Origin of the sequence: Pseudomonas sp., from assembly GCF_017744435.1 — a bacterium.
Taxonomy (GTDB): Bacteria; Pseudomonadota; Gammaproteobacteria; order Pseudomonadales; family Pseudomonadaceae; genus Aquipseudomonas.
In genome coordinates this window covers 1-23,772 of the sequence record NZ_JAGIBG010000028.1, presented here as the reverse complement: position 1 = coordinate 23,772, position 23,772 = coordinate 1, and the positions used below count along the sequence as shown (strand labels likewise).

Annotated in this window: 21 protein-coding genes; 13 read left to right on the top strand and 8 right to left on the bottom strand. The window is 63.4% G+C overall.

Annotated features, from left to right (window positions below; all coding sequences use genetic code 11):
• The first annotated feature begins 4 nt into the window (after positions 1 to 4).
• From J7573_RS18200 to J7573_RS18175, 6 genes are all read left to right on the top strand, one after another.
• Positions 5 to 952, top strand: coding sequence for a DUF535 family protein (locus tag J7573_RS18200; protein ID WP_294338272.1), 948 nt, complete (start codon positions 5 to 7; stop codon positions 950 to 952).
• A 22-nt stretch (positions 953 to 974) separates the two neighbouring features.
• Positions 975 to 2,180 (top strand): glycosyltransferase, encoded by a 1,206-nt coding sequence (locus J7573_RS18195; protein WP_294338270.1) that lies wholly within the window; start codon positions 975 to 977, stop codon positions 2,178 to 2,180.
• The gene (locus J7573_RS18190; RefSeq protein ID WP_294338269.1) at positions 2,174 to 3,361 is read left to right on the top strand and encodes a glycosyltransferase family 2 protein; all 1,188 of its coding nucleotides are present in this window, start codon (positions 2,174 to 2,176) and stop codon (positions 3,359 to 3,361) included. Before J7573_RS18195 ends, J7573_RS18190 begins: the two co-directional genes overlap by 7 nt.
• On the top strand, positions 3,361 to 4,110 hold the full coding sequence (locus tag J7573_RS18185; protein WP_294338268.1) for a WecB/TagA/CpsF family glycosyltransferase: 750 nt from the start codon (positions 3,361 to 3,363) through the stop codon (positions 4,108 to 4,110). Before J7573_RS18190 ends, J7573_RS18185 begins: the two co-directional genes overlap by 1 nt.
• Before the next feature lie 196 nt (positions 4,111 to 4,306).
• The gene (locus J7573_RS18180) at positions 4,307 to 5,731 is read left to right on the top strand and encodes an undecaprenyl-phosphate glucose phosphotransferase (RefSeq protein ID WP_294338266.1); all 1,425 of its coding nucleotides are present in this window, start codon (positions 4,307 to 4,309) and stop codon (positions 5,729 to 5,731) included.
• A gap of 36 nt (positions 5,732 to 5,767) precedes the next feature.
• Positions 5,768 to 7,429, top strand: coding sequence for a phosphoethanolamine transferase (locus tag J7573_RS18175; protein ID WP_294338265.1), 1,662 nt, complete (start codon positions 5,768 to 5,770; stop codon positions 7,427 to 7,429).
• Here J7573_RS18175 and J7573_RS18170 read toward each other — a convergent pair whose 3' ends face one another.
• Positions 7,430 to 8,374, bottom strand: coding sequence for a LysR substrate-binding domain-containing protein (locus J7573_RS18170; RefSeq protein WP_294338263.1), 945 nt, complete (start codon positions 8,372 to 8,374; stop codon positions 7,430 to 7,432).
• Positions 8,375 to 8,520: 146 nt separating this feature from the next.
• Here J7573_RS18170 and J7573_RS18165 point away from each other — a divergent pair, with 146 nt between their 5' ends.
• On the top strand, positions 8,521 to 9,897 hold the full coding sequence (locus J7573_RS18165) for an L-serine ammonia-lyase (protein WP_294338261.1): 1,377 nt from the start codon (positions 8,521 to 8,523) through the stop codon (positions 9,895 to 9,897).
• Positions 9,898 to 9,945: 48 nt separating this feature from the next.
• On the opposite strand, the gene J7573_RS18160 is transcribed toward J7573_RS18165, so the two are convergent.
• The 6 genes from J7573_RS18160 to J7573_RS18135 form a co-directional block, all read right to left on the bottom strand.
• Positions 9,946 to 10,401 carry a DUF1842 domain-containing protein gene (locus J7573_RS18160; RefSeq protein ID WP_294338258.1) on the bottom strand — a complete coding sequence of 152 codons (456 nt, stop codon included), beginning with the start codon at positions 10,399 to 10,401 and terminating at the stop codon, positions 9,946 to 9,948.
• 19 nt (positions 10,402 to 10,420) lie between these two features.
• Positions 10,421 to 11,002, bottom strand: a complete 582-nt coding sequence (locus tag J7573_RS18155; protein WP_294338256.1) for a DUF1842 domain-containing protein — start codon at positions 11,000 to 11,002, stop codon at positions 10,421 to 10,423.
• A gap of 249 nt (positions 11,003 to 11,251) precedes the next feature.
• Positions 11,252 to 11,929: a DUF3313 domain-containing protein gene (locus J7573_RS18150; protein ID WP_294338255.1), complete on the bottom strand. Its 678-nt coding sequence runs from the start codon at positions 11,927 to 11,929 to the stop codon at positions 11,252 to 11,254.
• 344 nt (positions 11,930 to 12,273) lie between these two features.
• Positions 12,274 to 13,569 carry an FAD-binding oxidoreductase gene (locus J7573_RS18145; protein ID WP_294338253.1) on the bottom strand — a complete coding sequence of 432 codons (1,296 nt, stop codon included), beginning with the start codon at positions 13,567 to 13,569 and terminating at the stop codon, positions 12,274 to 12,276.
• Between the two features lie 14 nt (positions 13,570 to 13,583).
• Positions 13,584 to 14,672 (bottom strand): polyamine ABC transporter substrate-binding protein, encoded by a 1,089-nt coding sequence (locus tag J7573_RS18140; protein ID WP_294338251.1) that lies wholly within the window; start codon positions 14,670 to 14,672, stop codon positions 13,584 to 13,586.
• A 66-nt stretch (positions 14,673 to 14,738) separates the two neighbouring features.
• Positions 14,739 to 16,097, bottom strand: coding sequence for a glutamine synthetase family protein (locus J7573_RS18135; protein WP_103447193.1), 1,359 nt, complete (start codon positions 16,095 to 16,097; stop codon positions 14,739 to 14,741).
• A gap of 183 nt (positions 16,098 to 16,280) precedes the next feature.
• On the opposite strand from J7573_RS18135, the gene J7573_RS18130 reads away from it, so the two are divergent.
• The gene (locus J7573_RS18130; protein ID WP_085679485.1) at positions 16,281 to 17,180 is read left to right on the top strand and encodes a helix-turn-helix domain-containing protein; all 900 of its coding nucleotides are present in this window, start codon (positions 16,281 to 16,283) and stop codon (positions 17,178 to 17,180) included.
• A gap of 182 nt (positions 17,181 to 17,362) precedes the next feature.
• The gene (locus J7573_RS18125) at positions 17,363 to 19,276 is read left to right on the top strand and encodes an AAA family ATPase (RefSeq protein ID WP_294338236.1); all 1,914 of its coding nucleotides are present in this window, start codon (positions 17,363 to 17,365) and stop codon (positions 19,274 to 19,276) included.
• Between the two features lie 35 nt (positions 19,277 to 19,311).
• Here the strand turns inward: J7573_RS18125 and J7573_RS18120 are convergent, their stop codons facing one another.
• Positions 19,312 to 20,697, bottom strand: a complete 1,386-nt coding sequence (locus J7573_RS18120) for an aldehyde dehydrogenase family protein (RefSeq protein ID WP_294338234.1) — start codon at positions 20,695 to 20,697, stop codon at positions 19,312 to 19,314.
• Between the two features lie 107 nt (positions 20,698 to 20,804).
• Here J7573_RS18120 and J7573_RS18115 point away from each other — a divergent pair, with 107 nt between their 5' ends.
• The 4 genes from J7573_RS18115 to J7573_RS18100 all read left to right on the top strand — a co-directional run bounded on the left by J7573_RS18115 (position 20,805) and on the right by J7573_RS18100 (position 23,688).
• Complete coding sequence (locus tag J7573_RS18115) at positions 20,805 to 21,671, top strand: LysR family transcriptional regulator (protein WP_218278049.1); 867 nt, start codon at positions 20,805 to 20,807, stop codon at positions 21,669 to 21,671.
• A gap of 60 nt (positions 21,672 to 21,731) precedes the next feature.
• Positions 21,732 to 22,184 (top strand): carboxypeptidase regulatory-like domain-containing protein, encoded by a 453-nt coding sequence (locus J7573_RS18110; RefSeq protein WP_294338225.1) that lies wholly within the window; start codon positions 21,732 to 21,734, stop codon positions 22,182 to 22,184.
• 55 nt (positions 22,185 to 22,239) lie between these two features.
• Entirely contained in the window at positions 22,240 to 22,986 is a 747-nt protein-coding gene (locus J7573_RS18105) for a phytanoyl-CoA dioxygenase family protein (RefSeq protein ID WP_294338224.1), read from the top strand.
• 180 nt (positions 22,987 to 23,166) lie between these two features.
• Entirely contained in the window at positions 23,167 to 23,688 is a 522-nt protein-coding gene (locus J7573_RS18100; protein ID WP_294338222.1) for an acyloxyacyl hydrolase, read from the top strand.
• Positions 23,689 to 23,772 lie beyond the last annotated feature (84 nt).

The window sequence follows — 23,772 nt, the reverse complement described above, 5'->3', positions numbered from 1 at the left end:
GACCATGACGTTCAGATCGCTGGCCAAGAGCGTGCTCACCTTGCAGCCCGGCTATTCGCTGCGCGCGCTCAACAACAAGTTCAAGTTGACGGTATCCATGGCCCGGGAGTGGTCCGGCTTGCAGGCTTTCGCCCAGCGCATGTCACGGGCACTGGGCCAGGACCGCTTCGAGCGGCTGGGCGTCGATTGCATTGGCGTCGTTCAGTGGCCTTACATCAGCAAATGCTGGAGCGCCCCGCAGCGTCTGGAAGCGGTGGCGTCGCACTATGAAGTGGTCGCTGCGCACTGTGCCCCGTTGCTGCTGTTGCGACGTGACGAGCATCGGCAGCTGTGCGACCTGTCGGCGTACTCCAGCGGCTGCAGCCTGGTGCTCGACCGGCCGATCTGGTTCAAGCGCGAAGGGGAGCTGGTGATCAACCTGTTCCAGGGCGAACTGCGCGTGGCCTCGCTCGCCTTTACCCTGTGCCGTGAAGCGGCGGGCCTGTGCCTGTACATCGGCGCAGTGCAGGGCATCCACAAGGGCGTGGACAGCGAGACCTCGCTGACGATCTACCGCGACCTGACCAAGGATTTCGAAGGTTTGCGGCCCAGAAGCCTGTTGATCGAGGCGATCAAGTGCGTGGCAAGAACGGTGGGGGCCGTGCGTATCTATGCGGTGGGGGACGAGTACCGCCACCATCGCCATCCCTATTTTGGCGCCGACAAGCATCAGGATCTGGCGGCCAACTACGATGTGATCTGGCAGGAAAACGGCGCCGGGCCCTCGGACCGCGAGGACTTTTTCATCATCCCCTTGGCACCCGCGCAGCGCGCGGTAGAGGAAGTCGCGGCGAAGAAACGGGCCATGTACCGCAGGCGCCATGCGTTGCTGGATGACGCGTTTGGCCAGATACAGGCCGCCTTGGCCGGCAGCCCCGTGCAGCAGAGCACGGCAGGCCTGGCCATTCAGTAAACGGACTCAGATTCGGGGCACTATGCGTATCGCTTATTTCATCAATCAGTATCCCAAGGTCAGTCACAGTTTCATTCGCCGCGAAATACTGGCGCTGGAGCGCCAGGGCATCGAGGTTCAGCGCATCGCCTTGCGTGGCTGGGATGCCGAGCTGCACGATGACCAGGACCTGGCAGAACGGGGCAAGACGCGCTATGTGCTGCAGGAGGGGTTGAAGGGCCTGCTGAAGCCGTTGTTCGAAGCCGCGCGAGCACAACCCAGGCGGTTTCTTGGCGCACTGCGCCTGGCGCTTCGCCTGGGTTGGCGCGCTGATCGCCCATGGCCCTACCACTTGGTCTACCTGGCTGAAGCGTGCCGGGTGGTGCAATGGCTGCAGGCATCCGCTGTGGAACATGTACATGCGCACTTTGGCACCAACTCGACAGAAGTGGTGATGCTGGCCAATGCCCTCGGCGGGCCGGCCTACAGCTTCACCGTGCATGGGCCGGAAGAGTTCGACAAGGCGCAGATCCTGCACCTGGGCGAGAAGGTGCGCCGGGCCGCTTTCGTGGCTGCCGTCAGCTCCTTCGGTCGTAGCCAGTTGTATCGCTGGGTGGCCCATGAGCACTGGGGCAAGGTCAAGGTCGTGCATTGTGGCCTGGAGCGCAGTTTCCACGAGGGTACTGCGCTTGTGCCACCCGCTGCGCCTCGGCTGGTTTGCGTAGGGCGTTTGTGTGAGCAGAAAGGCCAGCTGCTGCTGATCGAGGCGGCGCGTGCCCTGGCGAGCCGGGGTGTGGCCTTCGAGCTGGTGTTGGCCGGCGATGGCGAATTGCGTGGCCCGATCGAGGCGCTGATCGCCCGGCATGGCTTGCAGGCGCAGGTGCGCATCACCGGCTGGATCAGCAGTGCACAGGTGCGGGACGAACTCCTCGCCGCGCGAGCCCTGGTGCTGCCCAGTTTTGCCGAGGGCTTGCCGGTGGTGATCATGGAGGCCATGGCGTTGCGTCGGCCGGTGCTGACCACCTACGTGGCCGGTATTCCCGAACTGGTCCACCAGGGTGAGAACGGCTGGTTGTTCCCGGCAGGTTCGGTCGAGGCGTTGACCGAGGCCATGCTCGACTGCCTGCAGCAACCGGTCGAGGCTCTCCAGCGCAAGGGCGAGGCTGCTTACCAGCGCGTACTCAAGCGCCACGACATCGATACGGAAGCAGCCAGGCTGGTCAGCCATTTCAAGGTGCCGACATGCTGACCCTGTTGAGCGGGTTGCTGGGCCTGGCGGTGTTGCTGGTCCTGTTGCCGACGCTGGTGCTGTTCACCCAGGTGCTGCTGGCCTGCCTGCCTGCGCCTGCACGGGTCGCCCGGCCAGGTGCTCGTGCACGGGTTGCCGTGTTGGTGCCGGCGCACAACGAGGCAACGCTGATTGCCTCCACGCTGGCCAGCATCAGCCCGCAATTGGGTGAAGGCGACCAGTTGCTGGTGGTCGCGGACAACTGCACGGACCAGACCGCAAGCCTGGCCCGCGCAGCGGGCGCGCAGGTGGTCGAGCGCCAGGATCAACAGCGTCGGGGCAAGGGCTACGCATTGGACTTCGGGGTGCAGCATCTGCGCCAGTCGCCCCCCGAGGTACTGATCATCATCGACGCAGACTGCCAGGTGGGTGCAGGTGCGCTCGAGCAACTGGCGCGCTGTTGTGTCGATAATGCCCGGCCCGCGCAGGCGCTGTATCTGATGCATGCACCTGCCGGTGCCGGGTTGAAGGTGCAGGTCGCCGCCTTTGCCTGGCGGGTGAAGAACCTGGTCCGCCCGCGTGGTTGGGCCCGAGCGGGCTTGCCCTGTCAGTTGATGGGGGCGGGCATGGCCTTTGCCTGGCAAGACTTGTCGGCCGTCAACCTGGCCACCGGGCACCTGGTTGAAGACCTGAAGCTGGGCCTGGAGTGTGCAGCGCTTGGCAAACCACCGCTGTTTTGCCCGGACGCAGTGGTCAACAGTCACTTCCCCACCAGCCAGGAAGGCCTGAGCATCCAGCGCAAGCGTTGGGAGCATGGTCACCTGGGGGTGGTGCTGGCCGAGGGGCCGAAGCTTCTGGGCCGCGCACTGGTGCAACGCAACTGGCCGCTGTTGGGCATGGCCGCCGACCTGCTGGTGCCGCCGCTGGCCTTGTTGTCAATGCTGCTGATGGTCCTTTTTGCGCTCACCTGGCTGGCGTTCGGGATATTCGGCGTGCTGTTGCCAGCGCTGCTTGCCACGCTGGGGTTGGGCCTGCTCGGCGCTGCTGTCCTGCTGGCGTGGGCGCGCTTTGCACGGGAGCTGATCCCGTTTTCGGTACTGCTGTACGCGCCGTTCTATGCGGCCAGGAAAATCCCCCTGTACCTGGGGTTTCTACTCAAGCGCCAGGTGGACTGGGTGCGTTCGAAGCGGGATGACAGCTGATGGAACGGTGGGCCTGGCTGCAACGCTGGAAGTTGGTCATGGGTAAGTTGCGCCTGGTCCGGGATGCGACGGACGAGCAACGCCTGCTGGTGTCGCTGAGTTCACCCCAGCGGGCAATCGTGCTGGGTTTCGTCAACGCCCATGCCATGAACCTGGTCGCGGGCAAGGCTGATTACTGCCAGGCACTGGCGGCAGCGGAGGTGCTGCTGCGTGACGGTGCCGGCATGGCGATTTTGCTGCGGCGCCTGGGGCTGGCGCCCGGTCTCAACATGAACGGCACGGACTTCATCCCCAAGCTGCTGGCGGCCTTCAAGGGCAGGCGCGTGGCATTCTGGGGGACGCGCGAGCCGTTCCTGTCTGCGGCCGCTCAGCGCTGCGAAACGCAGTTTGGCGTGCATGTGGTGTCACGGCACGATGGCTTTGCCGAGGTCGACGCCTACCTCGGCCTCGCCCAGGCACACCAGCCAGCGCTGATCGTGCTGGGCATGGGGATGCCCAAGCAGGAACAGGTGGCCGCTCGGCTGGCGTCGCTCGACAGCCCCTGCCTGATCGTGTGCGGCGGCGCCATTGTCGACTTTCTGGGCGGCAAGGTAACGCGAGCCCCCCATTGGGTGCGGCGGTTGAACGGTGAGTGGGTTTTCAGGTTGCTCAAAGAGCCGAAGCGCCTGTTTGCGCGCTATGTGATTGGTAATCCGTTGTTCCTGTTGCGTGCGCTGCTCTATGCCAGGGTGCCTGCGCATCGGGTGTAGTGGAGAAGCTGAATGCTGCCTGTCGAGGTGGTCGAACGGCCCCGCAGCAACCGCCGGGTGCTGCTACAGTGATATCAATCGACGCGGGGCGCCGTGCTGCAAAATTTCAAAGGTTTTTCAGGTACCTGAGGTGAGTTGCCATCGCTTCGTTGTGATGGTCAGGCATTTGCCACACACAGATCAGTGAGGCCTTACGATGGTGTTCGAACCTAGAAGCAGTCGGTCATTGCTCCAGCGTAGAAGCAGCGTCAGCAACGCCATTCAAGCGGGCCTCGACGGGATTGCCGTCACCGGTGTCGCGTGGTACCTGATCTACGACCAGTTCGGCTACATCACCTCGGACTACGTGATCATGCTCCTGCTGCTGATCGGCGCGCTGGCGGTCATTTATGACCACTACGCCATCTATCGCAGCAATGTGGGGCTTTCGGTAAAGGCCTTCCGGCTGTTCAAGGCCTGGTCGGCGACATTCTGTTTCCTGGTGGTCATCGCCTTCCTGACCAAGCAGAGCGAAACCTATTCACGCCTGCTGGTCGTGCAACTGTTTGTCATCGGCTATATCGTGCAGTTGTTCCTGCACGTGGCCATGCGCGAGTTGCAGAAGCGCTTCACCGCCCACGCGCGGCTGGATAACGCGTTAATCATCGGCAATGGCGACCTGGCCAACTTCCTGTATCAAAAGATCAGCAACAACCCGTGGTTCGGTGAGCGGGTGATGGGCTGCATCTGGGTCGATCAGGAAGAAGGCCCGGAGCGCGAGGCGCAACAAGATGCAAAGCAGCGCCTGCCGGTGTTGGGCAGCATCGCCGATCTGGACGAGATCATTGCCCAACATGGCATTCGCACGGTGTACCTGGTAACGCCCCTTGGCGGTTCCGCCGTCATTCAGGATGTCTACCTCAAGCTGCTCGACAAGTGCATCGCGGTCAATTGGGTACCGGACATCTTCTCGTTGCGCCTGATCAACCACAGCGTGCGAGAAATTGCCGGGATTCCGGTGCTGACCCTGTCGGAAACGCCGCTGACCGGGACCAGCCTGTTCCTTAAGAACCTCGAGGACCGCGTGCTGGCCGCGCTCATCCTGCTGTGCGCATCGCCGGTGTTGCTGGCGGTCGCATTGATCATCAAGTTCGACAGCCCGGGGCCGGTGTTCTTCCGCCAGGACCGCACGGGCTGGACCGGGGAGTCGTTCCGCATCTGGAAATTCCGCAGCATGCACGTGCATCAACCGGAAAACGGTGTGGTCGAGCAGGCGCAGCGTAATGACAAGCGGCTGACCCGGGTTGGTGCATTCATTCGGCGCACCAGCCTCGATGAACTGCCGCAACTGTTCAACGTGCTGACCGGTGACATGTCGCTGGTCGGCCCGCGTCCCCATGCCTTGCAGCACGACACCCTGTACTCGCAGGACATCGTCGATTACTTCGCCCGCCACAACATCAAGCCCGGCATGACCGGCCTGGCACAAGTGCGTGGGTATCGGGGTGAAACCAAGGACATCGAGCAGATGATCCAGCGGGTCAATTCGGACATCGAGTACATCAACAACTGGTCGTTGTGGCTCGACTTCGTGATCCTGGTGCGCACGGTCAATGCCTTCACCGGCAAGCAGGCTTACTGACGCCGGAATCCGGCGTGGTGTACAGGGGGAGGGTGCATGAGCATCTTGTCAGCGGGAGGGGCAGGTGCCGCCAGGCTGTTGAAAGCCGAGTGGCCCTCGCTGGTGCTGTGGGCGTTTCTGTTTTCGCCGCTGCTGGCCAGGCTGTTGGCGGATTGCCAATGCGCGAAGATCGACCTGCTGGTTTTATACACCTTTGCCATTTCATTTTTGTGGCTGCTGGCGATCCGCTTCGTATCCGCCAACCAGTTCAAGGTGCATCTGCTGCTGTTGCCGTTCTATCTGCTGGCGAGCATCGACCTGTTCGTCGTGCTGAACTTCAATTCGCGCCTGACGGCGGCCTACCTGTTCATTGCCTTGACCAACTACAAGGAAGCGACGGATTTCTTCGCCACCTACTGGCGCTCGATCGCCGGCATCCTGGCCGTGTTCGCAGTGTGCTACGGGGTGGGGCTGGCCGGGTTGCACGGGCGTCGGCTGTACCGCAACAAGGCCATTTTTGCGCTGGCGCTGGGCGGCTTGCTGCTGGGCTATGGGGCTTACTTCTACAAGACCGTCAAGGTCAACTCGCTGAGTAAAGGCGCAGTGCTCGACCTGGTGGCGAAAGACCAGAGCACGCCGGTGGGTTACCTGTCGCAGATCGGCCTGACGGCAACCTTGTATGTGGAGTCCAAGGGGTACATCAAGCAACGCATGGAGTCGGAGGTGAAGATCACCAGCATCTCCGACCAGGCCGACATCGAGACCTTGGTATTCGTCATCGGCGAATCTTCGCGCCCGCACAACTGGTCGTTGTACGGCTACCACAACAGGACCACGCCCCATCTCGATCAGCTGCCGGGGCTGTTCAAGTTCAACCGCATGTGCACGACCGCGCCCTATACCTCGGTAGCCGTGCCTTCGTTGCTCAGCCTGGAACCGATCCGCGACTGGGACCTGATTGCGTCGAACAAATCGCTGGTAGGGATCTTCCGCGCGGCCGGCTACGACACCTACTGGCTGTCCTCACAGGAGGTCGACAGCTTCGGCGGGATCATTCCGCAAATCGCCGCAGAAGCTCAATACCGCCAGTACCTGGAGCGCAGCTATGACGGTGCGCTGATACCGGCGTTGCAGAATGTGCTGGGCAAGGCCAATGGGCATCGGCAGGCGATATTCATTCATATCAAGGGCAGCCACTTCGAATACGCGCGGCGATACCCAAGCGACTTTGCCCAGTTCAAGCCTGCCAGCGACAGCCAGAAAGACCGGATCACAGCCGATTACGACAACTCGGTGCTGTATACCGATTCGCTTCTGTCCTCGATCATGCAACAGCTGACGGCCAGCCAGAAGAAAGCGCTGCTGGTCTACGCGTCCGACCACGGCGAGAATCTGCTGGATGACAGCCGGCAACTGTTGGGCCATGGCATGGGTAACGAGTATGACCTGTCGACGTCGGCGTTTGTCTGGTCGAGCGGCAACCTCTCGCCGGAGCAGTCGGGCAAACTGCAGAAGTTGAAGGTCAGGGAGGATCAACAGGTCAGCATCGCCTCGCTGCCGCATACGCTGCTGAACATGACCGGGATCTCGATGCCGGGTTATGACAGCACTCAGGATTTGCTCAGCGATGACTACAAGAGTTCGGAATGCCCGCACCTGCTCGGCACCGGCTATGTGCCGTCGTTCAACTTCGACATCAAGCACATCGCCGCCGAGTGATCAGGCCGGTAGTACCAGGGGGTGCAAGGCGCGAAAGCCCTGGGCTTCTTCCACCAGCCAGTCATGCACCGCACGGGCGCCGGGCTGGTTCAGCCCGCCCGGCGGGTAGTGCACCACGTAGCGCTTGTGGTTGGCGATGGGGTGGCCGAACGGCACGATCAAGGCGCCGCGCTCAAGCTCGTCATTGAGCAGCGTGCGCCGCGCAATGGCCACGCCGATGCCGGCGATCGCCGCTTCGATGGTCAGGTGGTTGCGGTTGAAGGTATGCCCGCGGCGTACATCCAGCCCGCTGGCGCCGATACCCTCCAGGTAGAACTCCCACTCGGCGTACTCCGAACTGCCGCGCCAGGCGGTGATGTCATGCAATAGCGGGTAGTGCGTCAGGTCTGCCGGGCCATGCAGCGGTGGGCGGCCGCGCAGCAGCGCGGGCGAGCAGACCGGGAAGATCTGTTCGTCCAGCAACGGGGTCGACAGCATGCCGGGGTAACTGCCGTCGTTGAGGTCGATGGCCAGGTCGAAGTCCCCGGGATGCAAGGCCTGGGCGCTGTCTTCGGCGACCAGGCGCAGCTCGATGTCCGGGTAGCGCTGCTGGAAGCGCGGCAGCCGCGGGGTGAGCCACTTGGCCAGGAACGACGGGATCGAGCGCAGGCGCAAGGTGCCGCGGATTTCCCCGGCATCCAGGCGCAGCAGTTCGGCCTCGATGCTGCCATAGGCCTCGGTGACCGTCTGTGCCAGGCGCTGGCCCTCGGCACTCAGCTCCACACCGCGCGCCCGGCGCAGGAACAGTTTGTAGCCCAGGCGTTCTTCAAGCTGGCGCATCTGCTGGCTGACCGCACCGGGGGTGATGTGCAGTTCTTCGGCGCAGCGGGTGAACGACAGGTGCCGCGCCGCACAAGAGAAGACATGCAGCCAGACGAACATCTGGCCATTGAGTTGTCGCCGCATCGTTTAGTCCTGCTAAAGCCTTGCTTAGAAAGTTTCGTTGGTCATCTGCCAGCGAGCGCGGCAGTATCGCGCAAATTGGCAATACCGTTCAATTTTCTCAGATAGCCGTGCGGCAGCATTCAGCGCCGACACGGTCAGGCATTAGTATGGCTATCAGTGTTTTCGACCTTTTCAAGATTGGCATCGGCCCGTCCAGTTCCCACACCGTAGGCCCGATGCGGGCGGCGGCGAGCTTTGCCCAGGCACTGCGCGAGCAAGGCCTGCTGGCACAGGTGCAGCGCATCGAAGTGCGGCTGTACGGCTCACTTTCCGCCACCGGGGTAGGCCATGCCACTGATCGCGCCTGCCTGCTCGGGCTGATGGGCCAGTGGCCGGACCGCATCGACCCGGCCACCATCGAACCGCGCATCCATCAACTGCTGCAGGAGCAGTGCCTGATGCTCGATGGCAGCCATCCACTGACGTTCCAGTACGCCCGCGACATGCTGCTGCTGGACGAAAGCCTGCCTTATCACCCCAATGCCATGACCCTGGAGGCCATGGGCGGGCAGGGCAGCCTGTTCCAGCAGACCTACTATTCCATCGGCGGCGGCTTCATCGTCGAGCAGGGCGAAATCGACGCGCCAAAGGCCGAGGCCAATGCCGTTCACCTGCCGTACGAGTTCTCCAGCGGCGCCGAATTGCTGGCCCTGTGCAAGGCCAACAACCTGAGCGTTGGCCAACTGATGCTGGCCAACGAGTGCGCCTGGCGCCCGGAAGCCGAGGTGCGTGAAGGCCTGCTGCGGATCTGGGCGGCGATGCGCGATTGCGTCGACAACGGCCTGCGCAACGAAGGCATTCTGCCTGGTGGGCTCAACGTCAAGCGCCGTGCCGCGCGGCTGCACCGCAGCCTGCAGGAGGCCGGGCAGCCCAACGTGATCGGTTCGACCTTGAGCGCCATGGAGTGGGTCAACCTGTTTGCCCTGGCGGTGAACGAAGAGAATGCTGCCGGCGGGCGCATGGTCACCGCGCCCACCAACGGCGCCGCCGGCATTATCCCGGCAGTGTTGCACTACTACATGAAGTTCAACCCGAGCGCCCGTGACGACGATGTGGTGGCGTTTCTGCTGGCCGCTGCCGCGGTCGGTATCCTGTGCAAGAAGAATGCATCGATCTCCGGTGCTGAAGTCGGCTGCCAGGGCGAGGTCGGCTCGGCCTGCTCGATGGCTGCTGCGGGCTTGGCCGAAGTGCTGGGTGCCACACCGCCGCAACTGGAAAACGCCGCCGAAATCGCCCTGGAGCATAACCTCGGGCTGACCTGTGATCCGGTCGGCGGGCTGGTCCAGGTGCCGTGCATCGAGCGCAATGCGATAGCGGCGGTGAAAGCGATCAATGCCGTGCAGATGGCCTTGCGGGGTGATGGCGAGCATTTCATCTCGCTTGACCGTGTCATTCGCACCATGCGCGACACCGGCGCCGACATGCATGCCAACTACAAGGAAACGTCGCGGGGTGGCCTGGCGGTAGCGTTCGTCGAGTGCTGATCGGCGTTTCGCCGGCAAGTGGCCTTGCCGGCGAACGCTGCTTGCGGGTTACACGCTTTCCAGCTGGCTGACGGCCGCCTTCAGCCGCTGCGTCAATTGCGGACGGCCCTGGTGGGTCACATCCGGCGCTTTGCGCACTCGCCCGTGCTGGTCGACCCAGTGGCCGTTACTGAAGTACCGGTAGCTGGCCGAGCCGTTGCTCCAGCCGGTTTCCAGCAGGCCGTGCAGGTGGAAGGTCTGCGCGATCTGGCTCAGCGGGCCGCTGGGGCTGCCGTCCAGGCTCAGGACGATCGACGGCGCGCCGGCCGGCGCGAACTGCAGCTCGCTGTAGTCACCCCACACGTTGGCCTGGAATGGCTGCGACGGGTAGGTGGCCTGGCTGGCGCGAGCCTTGCCGGAGACCTTCTTGGTCACGGCGTTGACCAACAGGTCGAGGGTCAACGTCGGAGCGCCGGGCAAGCCGTTGCTGACGTTCAGGCGAACATGGAACAGTCCGATTGCCATGGTGTCTCTCCTTGCCTGCTCAGGCTTTCTTGGCGGTCTTGGTGGCCGGGGACTTGGTCGCGGCGAGGGCCTGCTCGAGGCCACCGGTGGCCAACTGCTTGAGGTGCGCGAGATCGCCGTTGGCGATGGCGGCCTCAAGGGTGGCGTTGTGCAGTTCGCTGTGCAGGTCGACGTTGGCCAGCTGCTGGATGCGCTGGCCTTCCAGCGTGACCGGGACGTTGTCCACGCTCACCCAGCCCTGGCCATTGTAGTACTCGTAGTCGGCCACGCCGTGCTGCCAGCTCGGGTCGAGCAGCGCCCTGAACTTGAACTGCACCGGTGAGTTGGCATGCGGCCCACCCTGGTTGCCCTGGGCGGTGATCAGGATCCTGCCTTCGCTCGGTGGCTGGACGGTGAGGTAGGTGTAGCTGCCCCAGACGTCCAGGTGCAGGGCCAGTGGTGGGTTGATGGCCTGGGTGAGCTGGGCCGCGCCGTTAAGGCTACGGTCCGGGGTATAGACCAGCAGGTCCAGCTGCAGGCGCGGGGCGCCAGCGGCGTTGTTGCCGATCTGGTAGGACACCGGGAACAGGCCTGCCGAAGGTGCGAGCAGTGAATCAGACATGATTGCCTCCGTTGCATTCGATGAATGAATGACCGTTACACAGCTGCGAAGGCGGGCGGAAAAGGCGGGGAGATGAGGGAGCCGGGCGGCGGTGTTGCTTGCCCGGAGCGAGCGGCTGTTGTCAGCCAGCTTGTGCAACCAGTCCCTGGTCTGCGGTGCCGCCTGCCTGGCAGCCCGCTTGAGTAAAGCAGGGCTGCCCGACAGTGATGGCGTTTTTGCATGATCTCCGACGAGCGGAGCGGCTTTGCGTTACTTGCTCTTGTTCTTGAGGGTGAGGAAGCTGGCGCGCATGTCCTTGGCCCAGCCGTCGAGCACGGGTTTTACATCGTTCAGGGTCAGCTTGGTCTTGTCGTTCTCCAGCTCTTTGCCGGTGCCCTTGCGCACCACCTGGGCCAGCACCTTCTGGTTGCCGCCATCGAGGAAGGCCGCTTCGACGCCGACATCCACTTCCTGGTCGCGGCCGCCCATCGCGGTGTTGACGCCCGCCGAAATCAGCGCGATCGGGATGAATTCGTAAGGTTTGAGGCTTTCATTGCTGGTAGCTACTGCAGTGATCGCCGGGCGTACCACGATGGTGCCCGGGCCGGGCGCCTTGGCCAGGGTCAGCACGCTGCCCATTTCACGGCGCAAGGCATCGTTGAAGTAGCGAGTGATTTCAGCCAGCGTCTGCTGGGAAATGACCGCTGTGGCTTGGGGCTTGGGGTAGAACTGGCTGGGCTCGATGAAGACCTGCGTGTACTGATTGACATTGACCTTGGGGTCGATCCAGCGCATCACCGGTGCACCGGTTGGGCTTTTGGCTTCCTGCAGGCGACTGTAGTCCTTGAGGAAGCCGGAATAATCCTTGGGGTCCACGCGGTTGCTGGAGCACGCGGCTACAGCGAGCAAAGCGGCACACAACAGGGTAACGCGAGGCAATGATTTCATGATGGTCATGCATCCATGATGGGTCGGCCAGAACAACGCTAGCAGGTGCTTGGAAGATGGCCAGTGGTTGCTGGAAAAGCGGTGAGTTTTTACTTCGTATCGAACCGCCCCTGGAGTGTGGAAATCCGTGGGACTATCAATAGGTTGAAATCAGTTTCTTGTGTAGCTCAAGTTGATTCTAGGTTAGCCAATATATAATAAAAACAATTTATTACGTATTGAAGTTAAAGCTCTATGTAGCTTTGCTTTTGTCCAGCTGTCATTGCCGTGCATGCCTGGGATCGAGCACCGCCCGTGCGGCGCTCGATCTTCCACGCGGCGCAGCCTTCACGGCATTCGCCATGCTATCCCAGCGCCTCCCGCAACCGGTACCACAACATCCCCAGCGCCAGCAGCGGCGAGCGCAGCGCCTTGCCGCCCGGGAACGTCAGGTGTGGTACCGCGCTGAACACATCCAGCCCCTGGCTCTGTCCCAATGCGATACCTTCCGCCAGCAACTTCGCCGTCCAGTGGGTCACGTTCAACCCATGCCCGGAATAGCCCTGGGCATAGAAGACGTTGGGGTGCTGGGTTAGCCGCCCCACTTGCGGGAAGCGGTTGGCGGTGATGCCGATCATGCCGCCCCACTGGTAGTCGATGCGCACATCGGCCAGTTGCGGGAATACCTTGAGCACCTTGGGCCGCATGTAGGCAGCGATGTCCTTGGGGTCGCGCCCGGAATAGTGGCAGGCACCGCCGAACAGCAGGCGGCGGTCGGCAGTGAGCCGGTAGTAGTCCAGGCCGACCTTCTGGTCGCACATGGCCATGTTCTGTGGGATCAGCTTGCTGGCCAGTGCTTCCGGCAGCGGCTCGGTTGCCACCACGTAGCTGCCGGCCGGCAGCACTTTGCCGCTCAGGCGTGGTTCCAGTTCGTCCAGGTGGGCGTTGCAGCCCAGCACCAGGCTCTGTGCCCGCACCTTGCCCCGTGCCGTGTGCACGGTCACCGTGGGCCCATGTTCGATGCGCAGCACCGGGCTCTGTTCGAAGATGCGCACGCCCAGGCCATGGGCCACGCGCGCTTCGCCCTGGACCAGGTCGAGCGGGTGCAGATGGCCTGAGCCCATGTCCACCAGGCCGCCGGCGTACTGGTCGCTGGCGACGATCTCATGCATGCGCTCGGGCCCGACCAGGCGGGTTTCGTGGCGGTAGCCAAGGCTGGCCAGGTCCTCCTGTTCAGCCTTGAAGGCAGCGAACTGTGCCGGGGTGTTGGCCAGTTCGCAGAAGCCCCAGCGCAGGTCGCAGGCGATCGCATACTGTTCGATGCGGCGAGCGACCAGGGCCACCGACTCGATGCCGGCCTGCTGCAGGTAGCGTACGCCGTCCTGGCCGACGTAGCGGGCAAAGCCGCTGACATCATGGCCGATGCCGCGAATCAGCTGGCCGCCGTTGCGCCCACTGGCGCCCCAGCCGATGCGTCGGCCTTCCAGCAGCACCACACTGAGCCCGCGTTCGGCCAGTTCCAGTGCGGTGTTGACCCCGGTCAGGCCACCGCCGACCACGCACACATCAGCGGTCAGTTCACCGTCGAGGCTGGGGTAGGGCGTCGTGCTGCGCGCCGTGGCAGCGTAGTACGACGCGGTATGTTGGGTATCGAAAGGCATGGCGCGTTCTCGGTTCAACGGTTGGACTTGATCTTGCTCCAGGAGCGGGTCATGACGCGCATGATCTTCGGGCTCGGGGTGCTGGAAATGTACAGCTTGTCCAGTACCGCCTGGGGCGGGTAGATCTCGGGGTTGTCGACCAGGGACTTGTCCATGTAGGCCTGGGCATCAGGGTTGGCGTTGGCGTAGCCGACCGTGGCGCTGACCTTGGCGATCACCTTCGGGTCGAGCAGGTAGTTGATGAAGGCGAGGGCCTGTTCCGGGTTCTGGGCGTCCTTGGGGATGGCCAGCAGGTCGAACCACAGGTTGCTGCCTTCCTTGGGAATGCTGTAGGCGATCTTCACCCCGTTCTTCGCTTCCACGGCCCGGTTGGCCGCCTGGAACACGTCGCCGGAATAGCCGAAGGCCACGCAGATATCACCATTGGCCAGGTCCGAGACGTACTTGGAGGAGTGGAAGTAGGTGATGTACGGGCGCAGTTCGAGCAGGCGTGCTTCGGCCTTGGCATAGTCATCCGCCTTTTCGCTGCGCGGGTCCATGCCCAGGTAGTTGAGCATCGCCGGGAACAGTTCGTCGGGCGAGTCCATGAAGGCCACACCGCACTGTTTGAGCTTCTTCAGGTTCTCAGGCTCGAACAGGGTTGCCCAGGAATCGATATGGTCCACGCCCAGTGCGGCCTTGACCTTTTCGACGTTGTAGCCGATGCCGTTGGTGCCCCACAGGTACGGCACTGCGTACTGGTTGCCGGGGTCGTTCTGCTCGAGCTGCTTGAGCAGCTTCGGGTCCAGGTGCTGCCAGTTCGGCAGCTTGCTGCGGTCCAGCGGCAGGAATGCACCGGCCTGGGCCTGGCGGGCGAGGAAGTGGTTGGAAGGCACCACCACGTCGTAGCCGGTGCGGCCGGCGAGCAGTTTGCCCTCCAGGGTTTCGTTGGAGTCGAACACGTCATAGACGACCTTGATCCCGCTGCTGGCCTGGAAGTCGGCCAGGGTCGTTTCACCGATGTAGTCGGTCCAGTTGTACACGCTGACGCTCGGCGTGGCCTGTGCGGCGGCGCCGAACAGCAGGGCGAATGTGGCGGGGATCAGGGCTTGCAGATGACGCATGTCGACACCTCGTTGGTCTTGTTCTTTGAGTTCGGTGCAAGGGGGGCGCCGGGCGCCCCCGGAGAATCACACGCTCAGCAGCAGGAACTCGCGCTCCCAGGAACTGATGACGCGCTTGAAGTTTTCATGCTCGGCGCGCTTGACCGCCACGTAGCCCTGGACGAACTGCTTGCCCAGGTACTGCTGCACGGTTTCGCAATCTTCCATGTGCTGCAGGGCATCCTCGATGGTGATCGGCAGCCGCAGGTTGCGCCGCTCATAGGCACGGCCCTGGACCGGCGCGCTCGGCTCGATCCTCTCGACCATGCCCAGGTAACCGCACAGCAAGCTGGCGGCGATTGCCAGGTAAGGGTTGGCGTCGGCGCCCGGCAGGCGGTTTTCCACGCGCATGGCATCGGGGCTGGAGGTCGGCACGCGCAGGCCGGCGGTGCGGTTTTCCTCGCCCCACTCGACGTTGACCGGTGCCGAAGTGTCCGGCAGGAAGCGGCGGAACGAGTTGACGTTTGGCGCGAACATCGGCAGCAGCTTGGGGATGTACTTCTGCAGGCCACCGATGTGGTGCAGGAACAGCTCGCTCATGCTGCCGTCTTCATTGGCGAATATCGGCTTGCCGGTGGCAATGTCGACCACGCTCTGGTGCAGGTGCATGGCGCTGCCCGGTTCGTCGGTGATCGGCTTGGCCATGAAGGTGGCGGTGACGTTGTGCTTGAGCGCGGCTTCACGCATGGTGCGCTTGAACACGGTGATCTGGTCGGCCAGGTCCAGCGCGTCACCATGGCGGAAGTTGATTTCCATCTGCGCCGGGCCGTCTTCGTGGATCAGCGTGTCCAAGTCCAGGCCCTGCAGTTCGCACCAGTCGTAGACGTCTTCGAACAGCGGGTCGAATTCGTTGGCGGCGTCGATCGAGAACGACTGGCGCCCGCTTTCAGCGCGGCCCGAGCGGCCCAGCGGCACTTGCAGGGGCAAGTCCGGGTCTTCGCAGCGCTGGGTCAGGTAGAACTCCATTTCCGGCGCGACAATCGGCTGCCAGCCTTTGTCGGCATACAGCTTGAGCACTTTCTTCAGCACGTTGCGCGGCGACAGCTCGATCGGGTTGCCGTGCTTGTCGAAGGTGTCGTGAATGACGATGGCGGTGGGTTCGATGGCCCACGGGATCTGGTAGACCGCCGTCGGGTCGGGGCGGCAGATCATGTCGATGTCGGCCGCATCGAGCAGGTTGTAGTAGATGTCGTCGTCGACGTAGTCGCCGGTGACCGTCTGCAGCAGCACGCTTTCGGGCAGGCGCATGCCGCGCTCGTGGAGGAATTTGGCGGTCGGTGCGATCTTGCCGCGGGCGATGCCGGTCAGGTCGCTGATCACGCATTCGACTTCAGTGATGCGGTGTTCTTTCAGCCAGGTGGACAGCTGATCGAAGGGGGCGTTCATACAGACCTCTTGGTTGGGTTTTTTTGTGGGAGCGGGTTTACCCGCGAAAGCCTCTACAGGGTTTCCAAGGCTTTGCGCTTCCCAGGTGACGCGCTGGAGACTATCTTGAGCGCAGGCCCGCAAAGCCATCTATCCACTTTCTTCGGCAATGAATGCACCAAAAGAGTGCAACTAGGACAAAGCGTGACAACGCCCAATGCCTTGCAGGTTCAGGCTTTCCACACCACCGATGTGACCGAACAGGTGCGCGCCACCCCCGGTTGGCAGCAGCAGTACCGGCAGATGTCGCCAGGGCACTTCAGTGGCCAGCTGCGCTGCCTGGGGCTCGATGGCGTGGAGGTGTACGAAGAGCGCCTGAATACCCGGGTCGAGCAGTTTTTCCGTGCGCCGAGCGGCTCACTGGCGTTCTGTTTCGACCAGAGCGAAAACAGCCTGTACCTGCTCAACGAACAGAGCCGCAATATCTGGATCACGCCGGAGAACTACCAGGAAGTGGCGGTGGTGTTCGACCAGGCGTTTCTTGCCCGTCACGGTCTGGACCCGCAACGGCTCGAAGGGTTGTTCATGGTGCCGCTGGGCAGCGGCCAGAATGCCTTGTTCGGCAGCTGGCTGAGCGCCACCTTGACCCGCCTTGGCCAGGCCGATTGCCCACTGCAAGGGCAGGCACTGGCCGAGCAGCTGCTCGAGGACTGCCTGTTCATTCTCGACAACGCCTGCCAGCGCTTGCAGGGCGGGGCGCTGGGGCGGCGCGGCGAAGAGCGGGCGATCATGCAACGGGTCAGTGAGTGGGCGGCAGATTGCCCGGAAGAAACCCTTAATCTGGTGGAACTGGCCGAGGTGGCAGGTGTGTCGCTGCGTCAGCTGCAGCAGGCGTTCAAGGCGTTTACCGGGATGCCGCCGGCGCACTGGCTGCGCTTGCGTCGGCTCAACGGCGCGCGGCGGGATCTGTTGCGCGGCGGTGAGGTGACCGTGGCGGAAGTGGCCATGCGCTGGTCGTTCTGGCATTTGGGAAGATTTTCAGAGAGTTACCGGCAGTTGTTCAAGGAGTTTCCGAGCGAGACCCTCAAGCGGGGAAGGGGCTGAGAATTCTGTTGCCTGTACCGGCCTCTTCGCGGGTAAACCCGCTCCCACAGGGATGTCACAGGTCTTGAAGGCAGCGCGGTACCTGTGGGAGCGGGTTTACCCGCGAAGAGGCCGGTACAGACAACCCAGCATTCCCATTGGAAAATTGCTATCGTGCCCGGCAGTTTCCACCCGAGGTCCCGATGTTCTACCTGCCTTTGCCCAGCGACCAGGCCGACCGCCTGGCCAGCGCGCCTACCGCCACCGACTTCTTCCCGAGCGCCAGCCTGCTGGAAGCTGCCGCCGTGCTGTTCGTGCAGAACCTGCCGCGCCAACCGGCCAGCGCCTCGGCGGACACCCAGGAGCGCCGCTTCGCCGAGATCGTGCGCATCGCCAATGAAGTCGAAGGTGCAGCCCCAGGCCGCTTCCAACGGCAGGTAGCCCAGCACTTCGACCGAGAGGCGTTCGCCATGGGGCTGGGCATGCTCGGTGAGAACGGCGTCGCCCTGGTGTCGGCCGAAACCGAGTACCAGGCCGACGAGTTCCAGGACGCCGAAGGCCAGTGGAATTTCCAGTTCGCCGACAACTACCGCCAGCGCGTGACCCCGCTGCACCCGGTGTACCTGCCGTCACTGGCCAGTGACCTGATGCTCAGTGACCAGCAGAACCGCTTGCTGCGCGAGTTCCTTTGCGGTGTCGACGAATCGGTTGCCGTGCAGGGGTTCGCCGGCACCGGCAAGACCTTCCTGATCCACCAGTTCGCTCGCCTGCTAGACCCCCAGCGCACGCTGTTGCTGGCCCTCACCGAAGGCCAGTTGCGGGCGTTGCAGGCACGGGTGAAGGATGCCCAGGCCTACACCGCGCTGACCTTCGGCCAGTTGGCCGACGAAATCCTCAACCGTGACCTCACCAGCAACGGCTGGCGCCTGCGTGACCCGTACCGCACCAAACTGTCCTGGCGCCCGCAGGAGGCGCAGGTGGTGCGCTGGCTGAACATCCCTGACATTGGCCCGCTCGCCGCACGCGATGTGGTGGCCCTGTGTGTCAAGGCCGTGCGCAGCTTCTGCCGCAGCGGTGACAGCCTGTTGCAGCTGCATCACCTGCCGTGGGCCGGGCCTGGCACCACGCCGCTGGACCAGGAAGTGCTGCTGGAAAAGGCTCGCCTGTACTGGCAGGAACTGATCCGCCCGTCAGCCCGTGAAATCCAGCTGCCGGTGCGCGACTACCACCGGGTCAAACTGCTGTCGCTGACTGCCGAGGTGATCGACAGCCGCTACAGCCACGTCATCGTCGACGAGGCCCATGAGCTTTCGGCCCCGATGCTGGCCGTGCTCGATCGCAGCCCGCAGTCGGTGATCGCCCTGGGCGACGAACTGCAGAACCTCAACGGCCTCAGCCCGCACCATGGCAACTTCATCCGCCAGCGCTACATCGACCATTCGCTGCGCGCTGGCCCGGCCATGGATGGCGTGCTCAACCCGTTGATCCAGGCGCACCCGGCGGCGATCCAGGCCGCCTTCAGTGGCAGTGCCGAGCATTACACACGGGTGAGTTTCTTCGACACGGTGACGGTGCCTGAGCAGCCCACCGCCCTGATCGTCGATGACGAGTGGGGCCTGTTCGGTTGGTTCCAGCGTCTGACCCATCAGGGGGTGCCGTTCGTGCTGCTGAAAAGTGCGCGCAAGGACTTCGAGCTGTTCGTCGAGGATTGCATCGAGCTGTACCGCTACGGCACTCGGGCACGCCACCCGATGTTGTTCCGTTACCCCAGCTGGCAGGCGCTGGAGCAGGACAAGGGTGACGACAAGGCCTTTGTCGCCGTGGCCGGCATGCTGCGCAAAGGCTACACCGCCGAGCATTTCGCCAAGGCCAAGAGCCGTTATCGCTGGGACAAGGCGCCGAAACTGTTCCTCGGGCGGGTGCGGGATGTGAAGAACATGGAGTTCGCCCGGGTGATGGTGTCGCCGGAACTGATGGTGGCACCGAGCACGGCAGGCAATCGCAACGAGCGGGCACGGATGCTGGCGGGGCTGTATACCGCCTGTTCGCGGGCGCGGCATGAGCTGATTGTGCCGGGGGGGATGCTGGACTGGGTCAAGGACCAGGTCCGGGATTGAAGACTTGGGGCCGCGTAGCGGCCCCAGTCAATGAATCAGTTACGATCCAGCCACACGGTCTGGGCATTGGTGAACTCGCGCACCCCAAAGTGCGACAGCTCGCGCCCGAAACCGCTCTTCTTCACGCCACCAAATGCCACGCGGGGGTCGGAAGCGCAGTAGCCGTTGATGAACACGCCACCGGTATCCAGCGCTGCGGTCATGCGCTCTGCCAGTGCATAGTCGGCGGTGTAGATGGTCGACGCCAGGCCGAACTCGCTGTCGTTGGCCAGCTCCACCGCATGGTCGGCATCACGGGCTGTGATGATCGCCGCCACCGGCCCGAACAGCTCCTGCTTGAAGGCGGTCATGTCCGGGGTGACGTTGGCGAACACGGTCGGTGCATAGAAGTTGCCCACGCCTTCGACCTTGTTACCGCCCAGCAGCAGGGTGGCGCCTTCGGCCAGCGTCGCCTGGACCTGGCCATCCAGCTCGTCGCGCAGGTCGTAGCGGGCCATCGGGCCGATGTAGGTGTCATCTTCCAGCGGGTTGCCGATTTTCAGCTTGCGCGTGGCTTCGACGAACTTGCGCGTGAATTCCTCGACAACGCTTTCTTCGATGATCAGGCGCTTGGCGGCGGCGCAGACCTGGCCAGTGTTCTGGTAACGGCCGATCACGGCGGCCTGCACGGCGGCATCGATATCGGCGTCAGCCAGCACGATGAACGGGTCGGAACCGCCCAGCTCCAGCACGCACTTCTTCAGCGCCGCACCCGCCTGGGCACCGATGGCCATGCCGGCGCGCACGCTGCCGGTCAGGGTCACGGCGGCGATGCGCACGTCGTTGATGGCGCGGGTAACGCCGTCCGGGGTGACGTTAAGCACCTCGAACACGCCTTCAGGCAGGCCGGCGTCCTTGAACAGCTCACCCAGCAGGTAGGCGCTGCCCATCACGTTCGGTGCGTGCTTGAGCACGTAGGTGTTGCCCGCCAGGATCGCCGGCACGGCGCCGCGCAGTACCTGCCAGACCGGGAAGTTCCACGGCATCACGGCCAGGATCGGGCCCAGCGGGCGGTACTCGATGCGGGCTTTCTCGACCTGGGTCGGCTCGGCGGCGAGCATGGCCGGGCCGTGCTCGGCATACCAGCGGCACAGGCCGACGCACTTGGCGACTTCACCACGGGCCTGGGCGATCGGCTTGCCGATTTCGCGGCTGATCATCTGCGCGAAGGCTTCGGCCTTCGCTTCGAGGGTGCTGGCCAGGGCGAGCAGGTACTCGCTGCGCTGACCCAGCGACACCTGGCGCCATTGGCCGTAGCCAGCCTTGGCACGTTGCAGCGCCGCTTCCAGTGCGGCGTCGGTGTCGAAGGGGTAGGCGCCGATCTGCTCGCCGCTGAACGGGTCGACGGAGATGGCGTGGGTCAGGCTGCTGATCGCACTCATGGCTGGACACTCTCGTTGTTGTTAATCAGTGACGCCAGACTAGTGGGCTATGGCTTTAATGAAAACTGAATAATAATGAGCGAAACATTCACGTTTGGAGAACGACTGTGGACCTGGTGCAACTGGAGATCTTCAAGGCCGTGGCCGAGCAGGGCAGCATCAGCGCCGCCGCCCAGCACATCCATCGGGTGCCGTCGAACCTGACCACGCGCATCAAGCAGTTGGAGGAAGACCTCGGCGTCGAGCTGTTCATCCGCGAAAAAAGCCGCTTGCGCCTGTCGCCTGCGGGCTGGAACTTCCTTGAATACACCCGGCGCATCCTCGACCTGGTGCACGAGGCGCGGCTGACAGTGGCCGGCGAAGACCCCCAGGGCACCTTCGCCCTGGGTTCGCTGGAGAGCACGGCGGCGGTGCGTATTCCGGCGTTGCTGGCCGCCTACAACCAGCGCTACCCCAAGGTCGATCTCGACCTGTCCACCGGGCCTTCCGGGACCATGCTCGAGGGCGTGCTGGCGGGGCGCCTGGTGGCGGCCTTCGTCGACGGCCCGGTGCTGCACCCCACGCTCGAAGGCATGCCGGTGTTCGAGGAGGAGATGGTGATCATCTCGCCGCTCAACCACGCCCCGGTGACCCGCGCCCAGGACGTCAACGGCGCGAGCATCTACGCCTTCCGTGCCAACTGCTCGTACCGCCATCACTTCGAGAACTGGTTCGTCCAGGACCAGGCGGTGCCCGGCAAGATCCACGAAATGGAGTCGTACCACGGCATGCTCGCCTGCGTCAGCGCCGGTGCCGGCCTGGCCATGCTGCCGCGCAGCATGCTCGACAACATGCCCGGCTGCAGCACGGTCTGCGCCTGGCCGATGCAGGAGCAGTTCCGCTACCTCAAGACCTGGCTGGTGTGGCGCCGGGGCACCGTTTCGCGCAGCCTGAGCATGTTCGTGAAACTTCTCGAAGAGCGGCGAACGGCGTGAACATCAGCACTGTGTGGGGTCAAACATTAGGTAAGCCATCTCCCTGAGGAGGAGCTGACCATGCGTAACCATCACTATGCTTTGGGCGCCACGCTGCTGATTGCACTGGCGCTGCCCTGGACTCTGGCCGCTGCCGCGGAAGTGGACGACCACAACGCCCCCATCGACATGCAAGCCGTGCAACTGCAGCCGCAAGAGCAGAACGGCGTGCGCTACCTTGAAGGGGGTATCGGCCAGGACGAAGCCAATGCCTTGCGCCATACCAAGGGCTATGACCTGCACGTTGAGCTGTCGACCGGCGCACACGGCCAGTTCGAAAGTGGCGCTGCAGTCGAAATCCAGAACGCACAAGGCAAGTCGGTGTTGAGCCTTCAGGATGCCGGGCCACTGGTTTATGTCCAGCTGCCACCGGGCCAGTACAAGGTCGTTGGCCAGGGGCAGGGTACTACGGTCCAGCAACTGGTCACCGTGAACGGCAAGACGCCTGCCACTGCCAGCCTGAACTGGCACTGATCGGCAAAAGCAGGTGGAGTACATCTGTACTCCACCTGGAGGGGAGTCTTTCTGCATGAGCCTCGACTCACCACTGCAAGCGCTGGAGGCGCAGGGCTACGTCTTGCTTCGCGACGTTCTCGATGGCGTACGCGTGGCGTTGCTGCGCTGCGCCATCGATGACCTGCAGCCCCTCCATTGGGACTATCAGGGGCTGTTGGAGCACTACAAGTGTGTGTTCAATCGCGACCCGCTGTGGTTGCCCTTTCTTGACCTGCCGCCATTGATCGACCTCGCCGAAGCGGCCCTCGGCGCCGACTGCCATGTGATCGGCCAGACCGCCTGGCGCAGCCACCCTGGCTATCCGGGCATGGGCCTGCACCTGGACCATCTGCCCATGGCGTTGCCCGACTGGCTGGTGGCGCGCGGCGACTTCTGCCCGCCCATGCAGATTCTGACCGCACAGGTATACCTGAGCGATATCGACCTCGACATCGGCCCGACCTGGGTGGTGCCCGGCAGCCATCGGGCTGCGCGCTCACCGCTACCTGGCGAACAGCAGTGGCAGGGCCGTGAAGCCCGGCCGGTACTGTGCCAGGCGGGCGACGCGCTGGTGTTTCGCAGTGACATCTGGCACAGCGGCGGCGCCAACTGCAGCAATGCCCGTGAGCGCGACATGCTGCAGGTGCACTACGGCCGGCGCATGGTGGCGCAGAAGTTCTCTCCCTACCTGAACTGGCAGTTCAACCCACAGGTGCTGGAGCAGGCGACACCCCGGCAACGGCGCTTGCTGGGGGAGCATGAGGAGGCCGAATACGACTGAGATGCCTGGGCACTGCGGGTAAATTCAAACAATGCTGGCAATTCACTTTCAACTTTCTGATTATCTAGACAATAATCAGAAAAGTATTACCCCGTGTGACCGGTTGGATGCACCGGTCGCCGCAAAAATCGAGGGGCCCAAGCCCCCACTTGCCAGTGTGACCATCAGGAGAAGTCATTGATGAAAACCCGTCTTGCCAGCACGCTGGCCGCTGCCCTATTGGCGCTCGCCGGCACCAATCTGGCCCAGGCCGCACAGGTTTCCGGTGCCGTGGGGGCCACCGGCCAAGGTGACATGACCTACCGTCTTGGCATGTCGTTCGATTGGGACAAGCAGTGGCTGAAAAGTGACATCGGCTTTGTGACGGGCTATTGGGACGCGGCCTACACCTACTGGGAAGGTGGCGATGCCAGCGGCACCCATTCGCTGTCGTTCAGCCCGGTGTTCACCTATGAGTTCAGTGGTTTCACCTACACCCCGTATGTCGAAGCCGGTATTGGCCTGGCGGCCTTCTCCAAGACCGAGGTGGGCGACCATGACCTGGGTTCGGCCGTCAATTTTGAAGACCGCATCGGCTTCGGCCTGAAGCTGCCGGCGGCGCAGAAAGTCGGGGTCCGTCTGATTCACTATTCCAATGCCGGCATCAAGCAACCGAACGACGGCATCGAATCCTACTCGTTGTTCTACAGCAAGAGCTTCTGATGTTTGGGGCTGCGTTGCAGCCCTTTCCGACCGGTCCGGCGCCCCGGCAAGGCCGCTCCTACAGGTTACGCATTCGCCTGTAGG

What these genes read in the sequence shown, in the direction of transcription:
- J7573_RS18200 (WP_294338272.1), top strand. Translation starts at nt 5, where the DNA reads ATGACGTTCAGATCGCTGGCCAAGAGCGTGCTCACCTTGCAGCCCGGC.
- J7573_RS18195 (WP_294338270.1), top strand. Translation starts at nt 975, where the DNA reads ATGCGTATCGCTTATTTCATCAATCAGTATCCCAAGGTCAGTCACAGT.
- J7573_RS18190 (WP_294338269.1), top strand. Translation starts at nt 2,174, where the DNA reads ATGCTGACCCTGTTGAGCGGGTTGCTGGGCCTGGCGGTGTTGCTGGTC.
- J7573_RS18185 (WP_294338268.1), top strand. Translation starts at nt 3,361, where the DNA reads ATGGAACGGTGGGCCTGGCTGCAACGCTGGAAGTTGGTCATGGGTAAG.
- J7573_RS18180 (WP_294338266.1), top strand. Translation starts at nt 4,307, where the DNA reads ATGGTGTTCGAACCTAGAAGCAGTCGGTCATTGCTCCAGCGTAGAAGC.
- J7573_RS18175 (WP_294338265.1), top strand. Translation starts at nt 5,768, where the DNA reads ATGAGCATCTTGTCAGCGGGAGGGGCAGGTGCCGCCAGGCTGTTGAAA.
- J7573_RS18170 (WP_294338263.1), bottom strand. Translation starts at nt 8,374, where the DNA reads ATGCGGCGACAACTCAATGGCCAGATGTTCGTCTGGCTGCATGTCTTC.
- J7573_RS18165 (WP_294338261.1), top strand. Translation starts at nt 8,521, where the DNA reads ATGGCTATCAGTGTTTTCGACCTTTTCAAGATTGGCATCGGCCCGTCC.
- J7573_RS18160 (WP_294338258.1), bottom strand. Translation starts at nt 10,401, where the DNA reads ATGGCAATCGGACTGTTCCATGTTCGCCTGAACGTCAGCAACGGCTTG.
- J7573_RS18155 (WP_294338256.1), bottom strand. Translation starts at nt 11,002, where the DNA reads ATGTCTGATTCACTGCTCGCACCTTCGGCAGGCCTGTTCCCGGTGTCC.
- J7573_RS18150 (WP_294338255.1), bottom strand. Translation starts at nt 11,929, where the DNA reads ATGAAATCATTGCCTCGCGTTACCCTGTTGTGTGCCGCTTTGCTCGCT.
- J7573_RS18145 (WP_294338253.1), bottom strand. Translation starts at nt 13,569, where the DNA reads ATGCCTTTCGATACCCAACATACCGCGTCGTACTACGCTGCCACGGCG.
- J7573_RS18140 (WP_294338251.1), bottom strand. Translation starts at nt 14,672, where the DNA reads ATGCGTCATCTGCAAGCCCTGATCCCCGCCACATTCGCCCTGCTGTTC.
- J7573_RS18135 (WP_103447193.1), bottom strand. Translation starts at nt 16,097, where the DNA reads ATGAACGCCCCCTTCGATCAGCTGTCCACCTGGCTGAAAGAACACCGC.
- J7573_RS18125 (WP_294338236.1), top strand. Translation starts at nt 17,363, where the DNA reads ATGTTCTACCTGCCTTTGCCCAGCGACCAGGCCGACCGCCTGGCCAGC.
- J7573_RS18120 (WP_294338234.1), bottom strand. Translation starts at nt 20,697, where the DNA reads ATGAGTGCGATCAGCAGCCTGACCCACGCCATCTCCGTCGACCCGTTC.
- J7573_RS18110 (WP_294338225.1), top strand. Translation starts at nt 21,732, where the DNA reads ATGCGTAACCATCACTATGCTTTGGGCGCCACGCTGCTGATTGCACTG.
- J7573_RS18105 (WP_294338224.1), top strand. Translation starts at nt 22,240, where the DNA reads ATGAGCCTCGACTCACCACTGCAAGCGCTGGAGGCGCAGGGCTACGTC.
- J7573_RS18100 (WP_294338222.1), top strand. Translation starts at nt 23,167, where the DNA reads ATGAAAACCCGTCTTGCCAGCACGCTGGCCGCTGCCCTATTGGCGCTC.